The 16,018-nt window shown below is 40.2% G+C and carries 16 protein-coding genes and 1 pseudogene; 9 read left to right on the forward strand and 8 right to left on the reverse strand.

What is annotated here, in order from left to right; all coding sequences use genetic code 11:
- Positions 1 to 131: 131 nt before the first annotated feature.
- Together B3317_RS03760 and B3317_RS03765 are read left to right on the forward strand one after the other, a co-directional pair.
- Entirely contained in the window at positions 132 to 617 is a 486-nt protein-coding gene (locus B3317_RS03760) for a DinB family protein (RefSeq protein ID WP_291108781.1), read from the forward strand.
- Between the two features lie 25 nt (positions 618 to 642).
- Entirely contained in the window at positions 643 to 2,715 is a 2,073-nt protein-coding gene (locus B3317_RS03765) for a dipeptidyl-peptidase 3 family protein (RefSeq protein ID WP_291108783.1), read from the forward strand.
- Between the two features lie 73 nt (positions 2,716 to 2,788).
- Here B3317_RS03765 and B3317_RS03770 read toward each other — a convergent pair whose 3' ends face one another.
- On the reverse strand, positions 2,789 to 3,385 hold the full coding sequence (locus tag B3317_RS03770) for a hypothetical protein (protein ID WP_291108832.1): 597 nt from the start codon (positions 3,383 to 3,385) through the stop codon (positions 2,789 to 2,791).
- 28 nt (positions 3,386 to 3,413) lie between these two features.
- A complete protein-coding gene (locus B3317_RS03775) occupies positions 3,414 to 4,217 on the reverse strand; it encodes a metallophosphoesterase family protein (protein WP_291108785.1) in 804 nt (267 codons plus the stop codon).
- A gap of 275 nt (positions 4,218 to 4,492) precedes the next feature.
- Here B3317_RS03775 and B3317_RS03780 point away from each other — a divergent pair, with 275 nt between their 5' ends.
- The 7 genes from B3317_RS03780 to B3317_RS03810 all read left to right on the forward strand — a co-directional run bounded on the left by B3317_RS03780 (position 4,493) and on the right by B3317_RS03810 (position 9,213).
- A complete protein-coding gene (locus tag B3317_RS03780) occupies positions 4,493 to 4,774 on the forward strand; it encodes a hypothetical protein (RefSeq protein ID WP_291108787.1) in 282 nt (93 codons plus the stop codon).
- Between the two features lie 121 nt (positions 4,775 to 4,895).
- On the forward strand, positions 4,896 to 6,266 hold the full coding sequence (gene miaB / locus B3317_RS03785; protein ID WP_291108789.1) for a tRNA (N6-isopentenyl adenosine(37)-C2)-methylthiotransferase MiaB: 1,371 nt from the start codon (positions 4,896 to 4,898) through the stop codon (positions 6,264 to 6,266).
- 310 nt (positions 6,267 to 6,576) lie between these two features.
- Positions 6,577 to 6,780, forward strand: coding sequence for a YtxH domain-containing protein (locus tag B3317_RS03790; protein WP_006799757.1), 204 nt, complete (start codon positions 6,577 to 6,579; stop codon positions 6,778 to 6,780).
- Positions 6,770 to 7,150 (forward strand): phage holin family protein, encoded by a 381-nt coding sequence (locus B3317_RS03795; RefSeq protein ID WP_291108793.1) that lies wholly within the window; start codon positions 6,770 to 6,772, stop codon positions 7,148 to 7,150. The genes B3317_RS03790 and B3317_RS03795 overlap by 11 nt, the downstream gene beginning before the upstream one ends.
- Complete coding sequence (locus B3317_RS03800; protein ID WP_291108795.1) at positions 7,140 to 7,517, forward strand: hypothetical protein; 378 nt, start codon at positions 7,140 to 7,142, stop codon at positions 7,515 to 7,517. The genes B3317_RS03795 and B3317_RS03800 overlap by 11 nt, the downstream gene beginning before the upstream one ends.
- Positions 7,518 to 7,639: 122 nt before the next feature.
- The gene (locus B3317_RS03805) at positions 7,640 to 8,617 is read left to right on the forward strand and encodes an aminodeoxychorismate synthase component I (RefSeq protein WP_291108797.1); all 978 of its coding nucleotides are present in this window, start codon (positions 7,640 to 7,642) and stop codon (positions 8,615 to 8,617) included.
- Positions 8,614 to 9,213 carry an aminotransferase class IV gene (locus B3317_RS03810; protein WP_291108798.1) on the forward strand — a complete coding sequence of 200 codons (600 nt, stop codon included), beginning with the start codon at positions 8,614 to 8,616 and terminating at the stop codon, positions 9,211 to 9,213. The genes B3317_RS03805 and B3317_RS03810 overlap by 4 nt, the downstream gene beginning before the upstream one ends.
- A 3-nt stretch (positions 9,214 to 9,216) precedes the next feature.
- On the opposite strand, the gene B3317_RS03815 is transcribed toward B3317_RS03810, so the two are convergent.
- From B3317_RS03815 to B3317_RS03840, 6 genes and pseudogenes are all read right to left on the reverse strand, one after another.
- Positions 9,217 to 9,492 (reverse strand): DUF4884 domain-containing protein, encoded by a 276-nt coding sequence (locus B3317_RS03815; RefSeq protein ID WP_291108800.1) that lies wholly within the window; start codon positions 9,490 to 9,492, stop codon positions 9,217 to 9,219.
- Between the two features lie 43 nt (positions 9,493 to 9,535).
- Positions 9,536 to 10,681, reverse strand: a pseudogene (locus B3317_RS03820) (THUMP domain-containing class I SAM-dependent RNA methyltransferase); the annotation flags it as partial.
- 36 nt (positions 10,682 to 10,717) lie between these two features.
- Positions 10,718 to 12,268, reverse strand: a complete 1,551-nt coding sequence (locus B3317_RS03825) for a glycoside hydrolase family 10 protein (RefSeq protein ID WP_291108804.1) — start codon at positions 12,266 to 12,268, stop codon at positions 10,718 to 10,720.
- A gap of 22 nt (positions 12,269 to 12,290) precedes the next feature.
- Positions 12,291 to 13,208, reverse strand: a complete 918-nt coding sequence (locus B3317_RS03830; protein ID WP_291108806.1) for an endonuclease/exonuclease/phosphatase family protein — start codon at positions 13,206 to 13,208, stop codon at positions 12,291 to 12,293.
- A gap of 158 nt (positions 13,209 to 13,366) precedes the next feature.
- A complete protein-coding gene (locus B3317_RS03835) occupies positions 13,367 to 14,182 on the reverse strand; it encodes an FAD:protein FMN transferase (RefSeq protein WP_291108808.1) in 816 nt (271 codons plus the stop codon).
- 212 nt (positions 14,183 to 14,394) lie between these two features.
- Positions 14,395 to 16,008 (reverse strand): RagB/SusD family nutrient uptake outer membrane protein, encoded by a 1,614-nt coding sequence (locus B3317_RS03840; protein ID WP_291108810.1) that lies wholly within the window; start codon positions 16,006 to 16,008, stop codon positions 14,395 to 14,397.
- Positions 16,009 to 16,018 lie beyond the last annotated feature (10 nt).

A 16,018-nucleotide genomic window follows, 5' to 3' on the forward strand; every position in this document is an offset into this window, starting at 1 on the left:
AATCAGTACACTAAAAATAGTATAGATAAAGTTTGAGAAAAGTCTTTATCCTAATTAAAAGCAAATCATTACATCAAACTCCAAAAAAACAGTAATTTTACAGATACTTAAAAAATAATTCATTAATCGTAATGGAAATATCACCAAATGCAGATTTCTCAATTGTCATTGATGGTATCGGTCAGGTAATCCGAATGTGGGAGAATAAGCTGTTAAATCTTCCTGTAGAAACGATATCTGAGAAACGAAACACCCAGAACAGGACAATAAAGCAACTGATAGGGCATCTGATAGATTCGGCGTCGAACAATCAGCAGAGAATGGTGCGTTTACAATACAGCACCAATCTTGTATTCCCTGATTATACACAGGATAACGATCTCTGGATAGCCATACAGAACTATCAGGAATCGGATTGGATAAGCCTTGTAGGTTTATGGAAGTATTATAATCTTCATATCATTCAGGTGATAAAGAATGTAGACATATCTAAGCTGGGGAATATATGGACCGATTTCGAAGGCAATGTGGTAACGCTGGAAGATATGATTAATGGCTATCTCGGTCATTTACACCTGCATATGGGCGAAATAAAAGAGTTAGCCGACTGGAAATAGATAAGAATTTAAATTATATAATTAAATGAAAAAAACAATATTAATAACTATGACCGGATTATCAATGATGTTTGCCGGCTGCGGAGGGGGGCAAAAAGCACCGGAGAAGCAGGCTGAAGCGGACACTGTCCCTGCTAATTTCAAATATGAGGTAGATGCTTTTGCCGACCTCGAAATCCTGCGTTATTACGTTCCCGGATTCAACAATCTGACTTTGGAGCAAAAAGAACTGGTTTATTATCTCTCTATGGCTGCTGTCGAAGGGCGGGATATTCTTTTCGACCAGAACAACCGGTATAACCTGGCCATTCGCCGCACGCTGGAGGCTATCTATGGAAATTATAAAGGAGATAAGAGCTCGGCTGATTACAAAGAGTTTGAAGTATATCTCAAGCGTGTGTGGTTCTCTAATGGGATACACCATCACTACGGCGAGGAAAAATTCCTGCCGGGTTTTTCTAAAGAATTTTTCGCAGAGCAGGTAAAAAACTTACCGGCGGAACTTGTTCCGGTAAAAGAAGGTCAGTCCGTAGATGATTTTATAAAGATGCTTACGCCTGTCATGTTCGACGCTAAGGTAATGGCAAAGAAAGTGAACCAGTCGGGAGGTGACCTTATCCTTACTTCTGCCAATAATTATTATGGTGAAGGAGTTACCCAGAAAGAAGTCCAGGACTTTTACGGGGCAATGAAAGATACAACCGACCTTACGCCTATATCTTACGGGCTAAATAGCCGTTTGGTAAAACAAGACGGAAAACTGGTCGAAAAGGTTTGGAAAGTCGGCGGCTTGTATTCACCTGCAATCGAAAAAATAGTTTTCTGGCTCGAAAAAGCACAGGCTGTAGCCGAGAATGACGCGCAAAAGAATGTGATCTCAAAACTTATTTCATATTATAAGTCCGGTGATTTGAAAACGTTCGATCAATATGCGGTGGCATGGGTTGAAGATTTAAATTCACAGGTCGATTTTGTAAATGGTTTCACGGAAGTTTATGGAGACGCGCTTGGTATCAAAGCCAGTTGGGAGTCCATTGTAAACTTCAAAAATGTAGAAGCGACAAAACGTACCGAGATTATCAGTTCAAACGCGCAATGGTTTGAGGATCATTCACCTGTGGACAAAAGTTTCAAAAAGGAAAAAGTAAAAGGCGTATCTGCCAAAGTAATCACCGTAGCTCAACTTGGCGGAGACTGCTATCCTGCGACGCCTATCGGCATCAATTTGCCGAATGCGGACTGGATACGCAAAGATCATGGTTCCAAGTCGGTGACAATAGAAAATATCATGGAAGCATACGACGCGGCAGGCGCGCATACCGGATTTGGTAAAGAGTTTATGTGGTCTGACGCTGAGGTGAATATGATAAAGGAATATGGCTTCATTACCGATGTTTTACATACCGATCTCCACGAATGTCTGGGACATGGTTCGGGAAAATTACTGCCCGAGGTTGATCCTAATGCATTGGGAGAATTCAGTTCTACCATCGAAGAAGCCCGTGCCGACCTGTTCGGACTGTATTTCCTTGCCGATGCCAAACTTGTAGAGTTGGGCATTATCCCGAATGCGGACGCTTACAAAGCAGAATACTATAAGTTTATGATGAATGGCCTGATGACACAACTTGTACGTATCGAACCCGGTAAAGACATCGAGGAAGCGCATATGCGTAACCGCCAGTTGATAGCCAGGTGGGTTTATGAAAAAGGAAAAGCTGAAAATGTTGTCGAATATAAAATAAAAGATGGCAAAACATATGTTGTAGTAAACGATTATGCCAAATTGCGCATATTATTCGGCGATTTACTTGCCGAAATCCAACGAATCAAATCGGAAGGCGATTTCAATGGGGCAAAAGCTATTGTAGCGAATTATGCGGTAAAAGTTGATCAGAAATTGCATAAAGAAGTGCTGGAGCGTTACAAGACATTGAATATGAAACCATATAAAGGTTTTGTGAATCCGGTATTCCAATTGGTACAGGATAAGGACGGAAAGATTACCGATGTGAAAATCTCTTATACCGAAGGCTATGCGGAACAAATGATACGCTACTCGAAAGAGTTTTCGACATTGCCTACCTATAACGATTGATTCGGAATCCTGAGTTAGAGAAGAATGAATATAAAAGAATCCTGCAAGATAAATCTTGCAGGATTCTTTTATATCAGAACATCAGCATTTTCAACCCGAATGATAATCTTAGATATTCCTTCGGCCCCAGATAACTGTTCGTGAAAGCACTGGCGATATACAGGTCATTACTGCTTATTTCATAGAACAAAGTGAGGGACTTGGCAAAGAAGCGTTTGTCCGGCGGAATATTATATGTGATCCGTTGTCCCAGATAGATATTGAAGCGCATCTTTGTAGAGAATGAGTAATAGCTGTTCGGGTATTTGTCGGGCTCATTTACCCAGAAATCCCCGTCGAAGATAGTATTCACATACAGCCCGGTAGCCAGGGGATCTATCGAGAAATGTTTATTCAAATTCTTTTTCCATGGGATAAAGTTCTGCTTCAGGGTAAACGTTATTTTAGAACGCTTGGTCGAATATTTTGGCAGATATCCAAAGAATATATCCGTTTCCCACTGATTGTTTTTTCCGTAATCCCATCCCAAACCTAATGATATCAGTCCCATTCCACCGGCATACTGCACTTTGGTATAATTGGGAATAAGGTTTTCCCATTGCGATTTATACCTCTCAATGCGTCTGTCATAGCCATTTTGGGCAGCAAGTGTATTTGTTATAAGAAGCATTACAATAATGCTCAGGCATAATTTATATTTAAAATTCAATAACTTCATAATCGTATGTATCGTCAGGCTTAATTGTCAGCAGTAAATATTGGCGTCTGGCCACATTCGGAGTACCATAGTACATCACCCCGTCGTTGAACAGGTCGTCTACCTGTGCCCAGTGGTCGTGTGCATTCAGACAAAACTGCAATTTCCGGAATTCCTTTATATATCGTTGAAAAACATTAGCTACATTATTATTGAACTGTTCCGAATAAGGGCGTACATGCATTGCAAATATCGTCTTTTCATATTCTTCCCTTTCGTCCTTGTATTCCTGTTCTATGAACTGAAAATCGGGAACAGGATGCGAATAGTCGAATTCAAGGGCATTTGTATTCAGACAGATAAATTTAGTGTTACCAGCCAGAAACGAAAAGTTCACCTCACCGAATACTTCATGGAAGACATCTATACCATTAGCCAGGCAGTCATGGTTCCCCAGAAGTACCACATAAGGCACTTTCAGCTTATTCATAATATCCCTCTGCCACATAAACTCTTTCGTAAGGCCAAAATCCGAAATGTCTCCGCCGTGAATAACGAAATCGACATCATTCCGTTTATTTATAGTTTTCACAAAATCCTCGGTTTCATCATAGGCGCGTTGTGTATCCCCCGTCATCACAAAACGGATCGACTTCTTTCCCTTACAAGACTCTTCTATACGTGCAATGTTTTTTGCATTAATTCCCGTTTCCCCTTTTATACGCCCGTCATAGGGGTGGTACTCTATCATTTCACACGCGGTGAAAGTCAGAAGAGCAAATAAGGAGATATATATTTTCTTCATAAAAATTTAATAATAGTAAAGCAGGAGCAAGTTTACGGGTAATAATAGTTTTTAGTATCCGGTAAGCAGGAAATGTACCGGCACCGGTTCTTTTTTATACTTATTTTAACTAAACAGCGACCTTGTTAACATATTAGGCGACTGAAAAATCTCTTTTCTTAACGAGTACATGATAAATAAAGAAGTTCAGGTATCAATCATATTTTTTATAAAGGATTACGGGAACGAAGTATTATCGGATTATAATTCCTATCTTTATTCTAAAATAATACAACATGAAATTTAAAGAAGAACAAAAAAATAAATCGGTATTAACGACCAGTTACGTACTGACTAACGGTTCGCCCGTTACCTTCGTTTTATATGATGAAGACGGCGACTGGCAGCTCTTCGGTGAAGAGGATGTGACCGATGATGAAGATGCCTATCTCGTATCTGTGGACGAAATGCTGGAGATGGAGCCTGCACTACGCAAATTACCCGATTTACAGCCGGGACAAGCAGCTACCCGCGAAAAGGACAGCACCCGCTGGTTTATAGTAGAGGAGGAAAAGTAGATATTTAACATAGCCCGAACGGGATACCTATGCGGTATTCCGTTTTTTTTGTACTTTTGCCAGACTGAAACGACTTGAGACAAATCGTTTTTATTTTATTATTTATTAAAATTTTATTTCTATGAACAACGAAAAAGGACTGGACTTTAAATCCACGACTGAAACCGGAGAGAAAAAACTGTTCATCGAAACCTATGGCTGCCAGATGAATGTGGCGGACAGTGAGGTTGTTGCATCTGTAATGCAGATGGATGGTTATACCATGACAGATAAGCTCGAAGATGCCGACGCTGTGTTTGTAAACACATGTTCGATTCGTGATAATGCCGAACAACGGGTTATCCAGCGACTCGACTATTTCAATGCCCTGAAGAAAAAGAAGAAGTCCAAAATGATTATCGGAGTTCTTGGGTGTATGGCAGAAAGGGTGAAAGAAGAACTGCACGACAAACATCATGTTGATGTGGTAGTTGGCCCCGATGCTTATCTCGACCTGCCTAATCTGGTGGGTGCCGCAGAAAGTGGCGAAAAAGCAATCAATGTCGTTTTGTCAAAAACCGAAACATATAAGGATGTAATACCTTTGCGTATCGGAGGAAATCATATTTCGGGCTTTATATCCATTATGCGCGGATGTGATAAGGTTTGTTCGTACTGCATTGTACCTTATACCAGAGGACGTGAGCGTAGCCGTTTGCCTCAAAGTATATTGAACGAAGTTGCCGACTTACGCGATAAAGGTTTTAAGGAAGTAACTTTGCTGGGGCAGAATGTAAATTCGTACCGCTATGAGAACGAAGATGGTACAGTGGTAGACTTTTCCCGTTTACTCGAAATTGTAGCACTCGAAGCCCCCAAAATGCGTATCCGGTTTACCACTTCATACCCAACGGACATGACCGATGAAACGCTGGAAGTGATAGCGAAGTATGATAATCTTTGCAAATTTATCCACCTGCCCGTACAGTCGGGAAGCAGCCGTATGCTGAATGTAATGAAACGTAAGTATGACAGAGAATGGTACCTGAACCGTATCGAGGCTATCAAACGGATTATTCCGGGATGCGGGCTCTCTACGGATATAATGTGCGGATTCCATTCCGAAACGGAAGAAGACCAGCAGGAAACTTTGTCTCTGATGCGTGAAGTATGCTTCGATTCGGCCTTTATGTTTAAATACTCGGAACGTCCGGGAACATTTGCGGCTAAGAAATTGGAAGATGATGTGCCCGAAGATGTTAAAATAAAGCGTTTGCAGGAAATTATAGAATTACAGAACGAATGTTCCCTCGAAAGCAATAAAAGGGACATCGGTAAAGTGTTTGAGGTATTAGTTGAAGGATTCTCCAAACGTTCCAGAGAACAACTGTTTGGACGTACTTCTCAGAATAAAGTTGTTATCTTTGACAAGGGAAGTCATCGTATCGGAGATTTTGTAACTGTCAGAATTACAGGGAACACTTCGGCTACATTATTTGGCGAAGCTATATAAGGGTTTATTTAAATTTTAGCGGAAAATATTATTACAGACTCTGATAAAATATTACTATAAAATTTAAAGAGGCTCTAAGTTATAGATTGAATTAATAATGCATCTTTAAATTATAATTTATTTTCATTGTTTTACTTATCGGAGTACTAAATAGCTCTATGACGGTGAAATATATACATAGTTTAGTTATTTTTATTAAAGATTTTTCCTGCTTTTTCAAAAAGTAACTATATTAGATGTCCGTTTTGGAAAACATAGAAAGGAAATATTTGTTATAGAAAAAAGGATTAATTTAAAAATTTAAAGAATTATGAATAAAACTGGCTCTAATTTATTATTTTTAGCCATAGGCGCAGCATTAGGTGCTGCAGTAGGCTATGTTGCAGCTTCTGATAAGAAAGAAGAATGGTTAAAAGATATAAACAGCCTTGTAGATAAAGTAAAAGGCAATGTAAAACATGCAGCAGGCAGAGGCCGGGAAAAAATAGATGAGTTGAGGAACGATGTTGAATGACCAGAAAACAGACAAAAGCTTAAATACTCTGGTTGAAGAAATCAAATTAGAACTATTAAGCTATATCAACAAAAGAATCCGGTTATTTAAGCTGGATGCTTTTGAGAAGTTGAGTCTCTCGGCTTCTGCAGTAGGATATGGCTTAATAGTTCTGTCTATCGTCGCTGTACTTATGTTCTTCCTGCTTATCGGGCTGGCATTTTTCATAGGTGAACTTCTGAATAGTCTGGCAGCCGGATTCGGTATTATGGCTCTGTTTTCTTTGTTCGTTCTATTGATCGTTTTTCTGTTCAGAAGAAAGATAAAAGAATCTATACTGAATAGTACTATAAACTTTTTCAGAGGAATGGAGGATGATGATGAGAAATAAATTAACACCATTAGAAGAACTCCGTCAGGAAAAAGCAATAGCGAGGCGTGAGTGCGCCGAGAGTGAAGAGCGTCTGGGCGAACACTGGACGTACCTTTCCGATAATGCGGGCCCTCTCCTTTTTCAGAGCGCCATGAATACCGTACTTCGTCAATTCGGATTCGGACCGAAAGAAAAGTCTAAAGATACCGGAGATAGTGGAACTATAGCGCACAGTGGTTTACTGGGTAGCCTGATGGCATATTATCCTATTGTATGGGAAATAGTGCAACCGATGCTGTTACGTTTTGTCGTCAAAAAGATAAAGTCTATTTTTTCAGGAAAGAAAAAGAAAAGACGGAGAGACTGTGACGATGACGACGATTAATTCAACCGAAAAAGAAATAACAGGAGACAAGAGAGTGGTGGAGAGCCGTTTTCTTGTTTTTTGTTCTTAGATAATTCATATTAGCAACTGCCTAAATCTTTTCTTCCTGTATTATAAGTAAAATGCTTACAAATAGAGTTGAAAATATACTGCACAAGATGAATATGCACGGCAAAGAGAAACGACCATTTCTTTTTGCTGTTAACTTTGAACTGACTGAAGGTTTTTTTTCAGAAAACCCTTTGGAACAGACAGAGATATTATTCGATATAAGGGGGCAAGGTAATTCTCATATAGGAAAACAGACTGAAAACGATATCCTATTTAGTCCGCAACCTCTTACCTATGATACCTATAAAGCAAAATTCGATATTGTTCATCAAGGTTTATTGAAAGGTTATTCCTATCTTACTAATCTGACGATAAAGACACCTATATCTACTAACCTATCACTCGCTGATATTTTCGCATATAGTAATGCTCCCTATAAACTGCTATTGCCCGGGCGTTTCGTCTGTTTTTCTCCGGAACGGTTTGTGAAAATATCGGATAAAATTATATCTACCAACCCGATGAAAGGGACGATAGATGCCTCTGTTCCCGATGCCGAACGGATAATTCTGAACGACTATAAAGAGACGGCGGAGCACAATACGATCGTAGACCTGTTGCGTAACGACCTTAGTATTGTAGCTGACAATGTAAAAGTCAGCAGATTCAGGTATATCGACCGGATAAAGACCAATACAACTGATATTTTGCAGGTGAGTTCCGAAATCACAGGACGGTTACAGGATGATTGTGCTGATAATTTAGGAGATATCATTTTCGGGATGCTTCCGGCCGGATCTATATCGGGGGCTCCAAAACCGGCAACCTTAAATATTATCAGAGAGGCCGAAAATGAACTCCGTGGATACTATACCGGAATATTCGGCTACTATGACGGTAAAGAACTCGATACGGCAGTAATGATACGTTTCATAGAAAGGGAAGATAATCGATACTATTTCCGGAGCGGTGGAGGTATAACAGCCTATAGCGATTGTGAGAGCGAATACAAAGAAGTATTAAGTAAAATCTATTTACCTATAATATGAAGCAACCTGTTTTTACCGAAGCACTAAAAATACTGGACGGTAAGTTTTGTAACCTGCCTTTTCATCAGGAACGTATTTTTCGCACATCAAAGACCTTTTTTGAAAAGCCTGCACGGATCGACTTATCAGAAAGCGATATTCCCCTTGAATACAGGAATGGAATAGTAAAATGCCGTATAATATATTCCGGCCATGTGATAGGTATTGAATATCAACACTACAAGTTCAGAACAATCCGGAAACTTAAATTGGTTGTTGATGATGCCATAGACTATTCCTTTAAGTATGCGGACAGACATGATATAGATAACCTTCTCTCCCGAAAACACGAATGTGATGATATACTGATTGTAAAGAATGGCTGCATAACCGACACATCATTCAGTAATGTCGTATTCAGAAATGAATCGGGCTTATATACTCCCGCTTCTTATCTGCTGGCAGGGACCAAGCGCCGGTTATTGCTTGAACAGAGCATAATACAAGAGAAAGAAATCAAAGCAGAGGATATAAAGGAGTATTCAAGACTATATATAATCAATACGATGATAGGCCTTGAAGATAATGTAAGTCTCGATACTTCTGACCTGATATAGAGTCTATTTCAATAAATTACTTTTTACAATAGTCTCTACTCTGGTTTTGGTCGAATCAGTCGAAATAGCAGTAACATCTCCCGTGCAGTTAGTGAAGTACACATAGTTGCCCCGATCATAAAAACGGTATACTTTACAACCTTCATGTTCGAAAAGGTACTCTACCTTATAAGTCTGATTATTATCGGAGGCTCTGCTGGCAACAGGCCGCTGTGAATAACACGAAGATAAATTTATGATCGCTATGCCGGTTAAAAATAAGGTAAAGAGTGTTTTCATATCTGTATTCTTAAATCAGTTAGACCCCTGTTCCTACTCATTACTCATCGTCTTTTCTCTTCGAATCGTACTTCTTTCCTGCAAAAATATCATATCTGCGGAACTCACATTGCAATGAACCGTTAACAAGCTGTATCTTCTTAGATGGTTTAAGTCCTATCTTATCGAAGCATTCTTTTTTATAACTGAGTACCCATGCCGAATATCCCATAAATACATGTTTGAGACGCTCCCCTATCATTTCATACAAACCACTCAGGTCTTCCGGTTTTATACGCTCTCCATAGGGTGGATTAGTAACCAATATTCCTTTTTCGGCAGGCGCCTGTGTGTATTTCTCAAATGGCTTCACTTCAAGATTGATATGACGTTCCAATCCCGCGCTTTTGATATTCTTTGCAGCTATATCGATAGCTTCCGGAGAAATGTCCGAACCATATATCTTGTGATTAAATTCACGTTCTCCGCTATCATCGTTGTATATGGTCTCAAAAAGGTCTGCATTGAAATTCTTCCACTTTTCGAAGGCAAAATTCTGCCGATATATACCCGGAGGTACATTCATTGCTATCATGGCGGCTTCGATAAGCAAGGTCCCGGAACCGCACATCGGGTCCACAAAGTCGGATTCGCCCCGCCATCCTGTTTTAAGTATCATTCCCGCTGCGAGTACTTCATTCAAAGGAGCTTCCGTCTGGGCTACACGGTACCCTCTTTTATGCAATGATTCGCCCGAACTGTCAAACGACAAAGTACATTTGTCATGCGCGACGTGAAAATTGATAAGCAGGTCGGGATTTTTTGTATCCACAGACGGCCGTTTACCTGTTTTTTGCATAAAGTAGTCTGCAATGGCATCCTTTACACGATAGGCAACAAATTTAGAATGGGTGAAATAGTCGGAAAAAGTGATGGCGTCGATGGCGAAGGTGCTGTCTTCTGTCAGATGCTCATACCAGTTCATAGCCTTTACCCTCTTATATATTTCATCCGTATTCTTGGCTTTGAACTCAAATACGGGACGAAGTACACGTAAGGCTGTCCGGCAGTGTATATTTGCTTTATAGAGCATTGCCAGATCTCCTTCGAAGGAAACCATGCGTTTACCTATCTCCAGATTGTTTGCGCCAAGTCCGGTAAGCTCTTCCGCCAGAATATCTTCAAGACCGGCCATCGTTTTAGCTATCATTGTAAACTCTTTCTTTATCATAGTTTGCTCGCCAATTTACAGTTTTATCTTCTTTGACTTCCCTTTCGATTCGTTGTGGAAAGCGTCTACTGCCGTAACTACATATTTGTATTCCTTTTTTCCTCCTTCGTAAGGCAATACAAGGCTGTTGTCCCGTGTTATGGCGACAATATACTGAGGGTTGTCCAGATTCTCTTTTTCTCCTTTTGCAAAACGATAAACCACATAGTATTGGGCTGTTTCCGGATCGTATTTGTCCGAATTACTTTTCCAGTTCAATGTATGAGAAGTTGCTGTATAGGATTCCTCCACCTTGTTCACCTTCTTTGGGTTTTTGTTGTGCATATGCTTATATGCCGGAATAAGGGCAGGGTATTTGTGATAATTATTTTTCAATTGGGTAGCAATGCCCTTGTAGTTATCCAATAATTCGTAGGCAGGCCAGAAGCAGTTGCCATGTACAGTTGTAAAACTACGCGAAAGCACCATCTTTTCATTCAATTGGTTATCTCCCGAAGGCTGTGTATTAGCATCCATTGTACGTTTTACATCCTGACCGATATAAAGGTGCTGGTTGTAGTTGTTAAATGCCCACCATTTAATAAGGGTTTTATAATCGGCAGCTTTGTGACCTATCTCCCAATATACCTGAGGCATATTATAATCTATCCAGCCATTTTTTACCCATAGCTTTACATCGGCGTACAGGTCATCGTAGTTTTGCAGGCCATTAGTATCGCTTCCTGAACCGTCAGGGGTACTTTTCTTATTGCGGTAAATACCAAACGGGCTGATTCCGAACCTTACCCATGGTTTTGAAGTCATCAGGGTATGTTTTATCTCCTGTATCAGCAAATTCACATTGTTGCGCCGCCAGTCGGCCAGTTGATTCTGGGAGAATCCCTGTTGTTTTGCATATGTATTAAAACTGTTATCGTCAGGGAATCCTTCTCCGGCAATAGGGTAAGGATAGAAGTAATCATCCATATGTATGGCATCCACTTCGTAGCGCATTACAATATCCTTTACCACATCGCAGATAAATTTGCGGTTGGCGGGAATACCCGGATCGAAATAAATTTTACCGCCATATTTTACAAACCGTTCAGGGTATTTATGATATATATGGCTTTTTGCGAACATATCGTTTTCACCGGCCGATACGCGGTAAGGATTGAGCCATGCATGTAACTCCATATTCCGTTTGTGGCATTCTTCAACAAGGAAAGCTAAAGGATCGAATCCCCCTTCGGGAGCCACACCTTGCGTTCCGGTAAGGAAAGCGCTCCAGGGTTCCAGTTCCGATTTATAGAATGCATCAGCATAAGGACGTGCCTGAAAGATAACGGCATTGATTCCCTCGGCATGAAGTTCATCCAGCGTTTTTATGAAATATGTTTTCAACTGTGATACTGTCATTGTCCTGTATCTTGTTTGCCAGGCAGTACTTAACCATGCACCTCTAAATTCCCTTTTGGGATGGGCTATATCAGTAAATGAGACGCGTTGTTGCTGGGTTTTACAGGAGGACAGTACAGATAGAACAGCAACTATCAGGAACAGATGGAGGACTTTATTTTTATTCATGGAGTCTGTTTAAAATATGTATTTATTTTTTATAGTGTAAATAAACTTTCACCGGATAATGGTCTGATGGTAAACGGGTTTCGGCTTCCATAGAAAATACTTCTTTCGGAAAATCACCTATATGCAGCTCTTTACTGTTTTCTACCGGAACACGGTACGTATCGGTAAGTACACCGTATCGGTCAACCACAAATTTACCAGTTACGAATATATGGTCGATACGGCTGTTAGTCATCAGGTTGGGTTTGAATGCGTTGAATGTACCATTGAGTGCATAGCGAACTCCGGCTATCTCATACGAATCGAACAGGATATTCGAATTTGCCAATAGCTTATAGCTTTCGTGGGTCTGATCCACATTGAAGTCGCCAGTCAGGATTACAGCATCTTTGCCACACATTTCCTCTATCTTTTTCAGTACCAGCCGGGCGCTGTGTCTGCGGGCTTCTACGCCTACATGATCCATATGCAGATTGAAAAACCATATTTTTTTCTTCTTCTTCCTATCTTTAAATTGGGCCCATGTACAAATACGTGGCAGGGCTGCATCCCAGCCTTTATTCGGATAGTCGGTTTGCTCTGCCATCCAGAAATGCCCTGATTTCAATAATTCAAACCTGCCTTTTTTGTAAAATATGGGAGCATATTCTCCTGCGGTTTTTCCATCATCACGGCCTACCCCTACATATCCGTACTGAGGTAATTCGCGCTGTAAATCTTCCAGCTGATTGTGAAGTACTTCCTGCGTGCCCAGGATATCAAAATCGTTAAATGAAATCAGTTTTGTGATTACAGGATAACGGCGTTCCCATCCATTGCCTTTCTCCGCATCACCCTGATTGTTGTAACGGATGTTATAACTGCCCACTACTAAATCCTGCGAATAAATAAAACTCACACATAGGAATACAAAAACCGATAAGGAAATAATCTTTTTCATAAGGAAAAATATATCAGAAGTAATAATCGTTAATATATAATCACAAAAGTAGGAATAATAACTAAGATGTCTTTTATATAAAGTAAAGTAAACGCATGATTATATAAAATTTGACATGAAATTAGCTTTTAACTGATGGGCATAAACAAATACAGATATCAAAGGATAAACGATAAATACTCGTCTATCACAAAGTTAGAGGTTATCTCCTTAGCTGCTTCATCCGGCGCTATCATCAGGGAAGTGGAAAGAACTTCTGCGTCAATAGCATTTATCGCCTTAACGGATACAATCTTCCGTACTTCGCTATAAGTTCCCGTATGAGGGTCTAAAATATGCTTCGTATGGCTGGGCATATTTCCGGAAGTGGATAGTGTATTATCTTTTAGTTCCACTATACCCAGTGTATTCTGAGGGTTATAAGGATCTTCTATTCCAATAGACCAATTATCCCCGAAGGGATGGGAACCCAATGCCAGCACCGAACTATTGCCGAAATTTATCAATGCGCAATTAATACCTTTCGGCAGCAGAATGTCCCTGATCTTCTCCAATGCATATCCTTTGGCATAAGCACCTAAATCCAATTGAATATCTTGATTTTGAAAAAAAACAGTGTGTCTTTTGCTATCTAAAAGGACCTGATTGAAATCTTTCAGACTGATATCGAAATAGCCTAAAGTCATTGCATGATATTGCCTGCAATCCACAAGCACCGACCATAATTCGTCCTTCACCGAAACCGGGGAATAAGCTGCCTGCCGGTTGACCGCATACAATTCGCTTTCTTTATCAAATTTATTGAATAACTTACTTAACCGGAAAACCTCATTTTCAATTTCCAGCCAGCATTGCATCGATATATTTTTGTCCGGATGCAGAATTAAAGCATCCAGTCTGGTACCCATTACATGCACCATAGCCCCGTGAAACAGGTTGGAGGATTCATAGAAATTTGAATAGGAATCTGACATATTTGAAAATCTTATGGATTGATCTTACAAAACAAAAATACTGATAACTTTTAGTTTTACAGTACTCGATTAACTTAAACTCTATAAATGAAAAAGAAACAATGAAAGAGGATATGAATTTTAAATCATTCATTCCCCTTTCATCACTTCTCCAGAGCCTTATTCAGGCTTCATCGATCATGATAATTGAACGCTTCACTTATATACTTATATCAATTCCATCCCGGATTTTGTGTGAGATTCGGATTCAAATCCATTTCGGCTTGCGGTATCGGCCATAAATAGTAATGATCGGGAAATCCTCTCTGGCGAATATTTACGCCTGTAAATTCAGTCATCCAGACTCCGTCCACTACATCTTTTCCGATTCTCCACCTGCGAATATCAGAATACCTTTGTCCTTCTCCACAAAGTTCCACCATTCTTTCATGCCGTATTCTTTCGCGCATCTGTTCTTTGTTCAGACCCGAAGGGAGATCCGGCATACCTACCCTGTCCCTGACATCATTTACAGCATCATAAACAGACTGATCCGGGGCCGCAAGAGCCTCATTCTGGGCTTCTGCATACATCAACATCACATCAGCCAAACGAATAAGCGGGAAATTCAGCGGCATATTATCCTGTAATGTATATACAGATCCCGTTTCCACAAACTTCCGCCACGCGTAACTGCCATTTGTCCAAACAGGAACAAAGGCGGTAGGATCAGTTGTTACAACCGGAAATTTATAGGTATATGATATACCTCCCGCACCTACAAACTCAGACCAGGGCACTATTATTCCTGCATGTAGGCGAGGGTCCCGGTTTTCGTATAATTTTCTGACAGAAGCTTCATCGTTCCAGTCTGTTACACTATTTGGATTAAATGTTTGCCCATTCGCATTTGTATAGTTATTAAAATCGAATGGAGTACCATCTATCATCTCATATGCATTTACCAGTTCAGGTGTAGGACGCGTACGTTGCGAATTTGACGTTGCCCCCCTTCCGGCTCCATAATTCCGGTCTGTTGCTATCCCATGACCTGATTCGGCCACATATTGAACATCGAAAATGACTTCGCTATTATTATTACCGGCTACCCTGAACAGAGTATGATAGTCGCCGAGTAACGCTCTGTCGCTTTGCTCCATTATTTCTTTAAAGTCCGCAGCGGCTTTGTCATATTGCTTTGCCCAGAGATGAGCTTTGCCCCGCATTGCCAAAGCAGCCCACTTTGTGGCACGCCCTTTATCTGATTGACCGTAACTTTCCGGCAAAAGGGAAATAGCGTCTGTCATATCCTGTACAATGAAATTATAAACTTCCTCATCTGTACTACGGGCTTTATATCCTTCGTCAATATTCATCGGATAATCATAGATTGGAACGCCTCCGAAATAATCCCATAGTTTGAAATAGAAGTATCCTCTGAAAAATTTGGCTTCACCCAGACAACGATTTTTTATCGTTGCATCCATCCCGGAAATATCCGGTATATATTTTAATGCCGTATTGGCTCTGTAAATACCTTTGTAGAATATTCCCCAGGAAGTAGAATATATCGCCGCGTTAGTAGGGTTGACACCGGTAGTCAGACCTGTAGCCCACGACTGATAAGAAATATCGGTAAAGTCATCCATCATTCCATATATAACTATGCTATTGACAAACTCACGATTAGCATGATATAACGGATTTATGCCCTGTATTGCATCTTCCTGCGATTTCCAGTAATCTCCTTCCGAAAGTCCGACAAGGGAGTTACGATCGAGGAAACTATCGCTGCAAGAAGATATAAGACAAACAGATAGTAAGATTAATATTATTTTGTTTTTCATGTCTCTTTTA

The sequence above is a fragment of the Dysgonomonas sp. UBA7710 genome (assembly GCF_002482385.1).
In the GTDB taxonomy this organism is placed as follows: Bacteria; Bacteroidota; Bacteroidia; order Bacteroidales; family Dysgonomonadaceae; genus Dysgonomonas.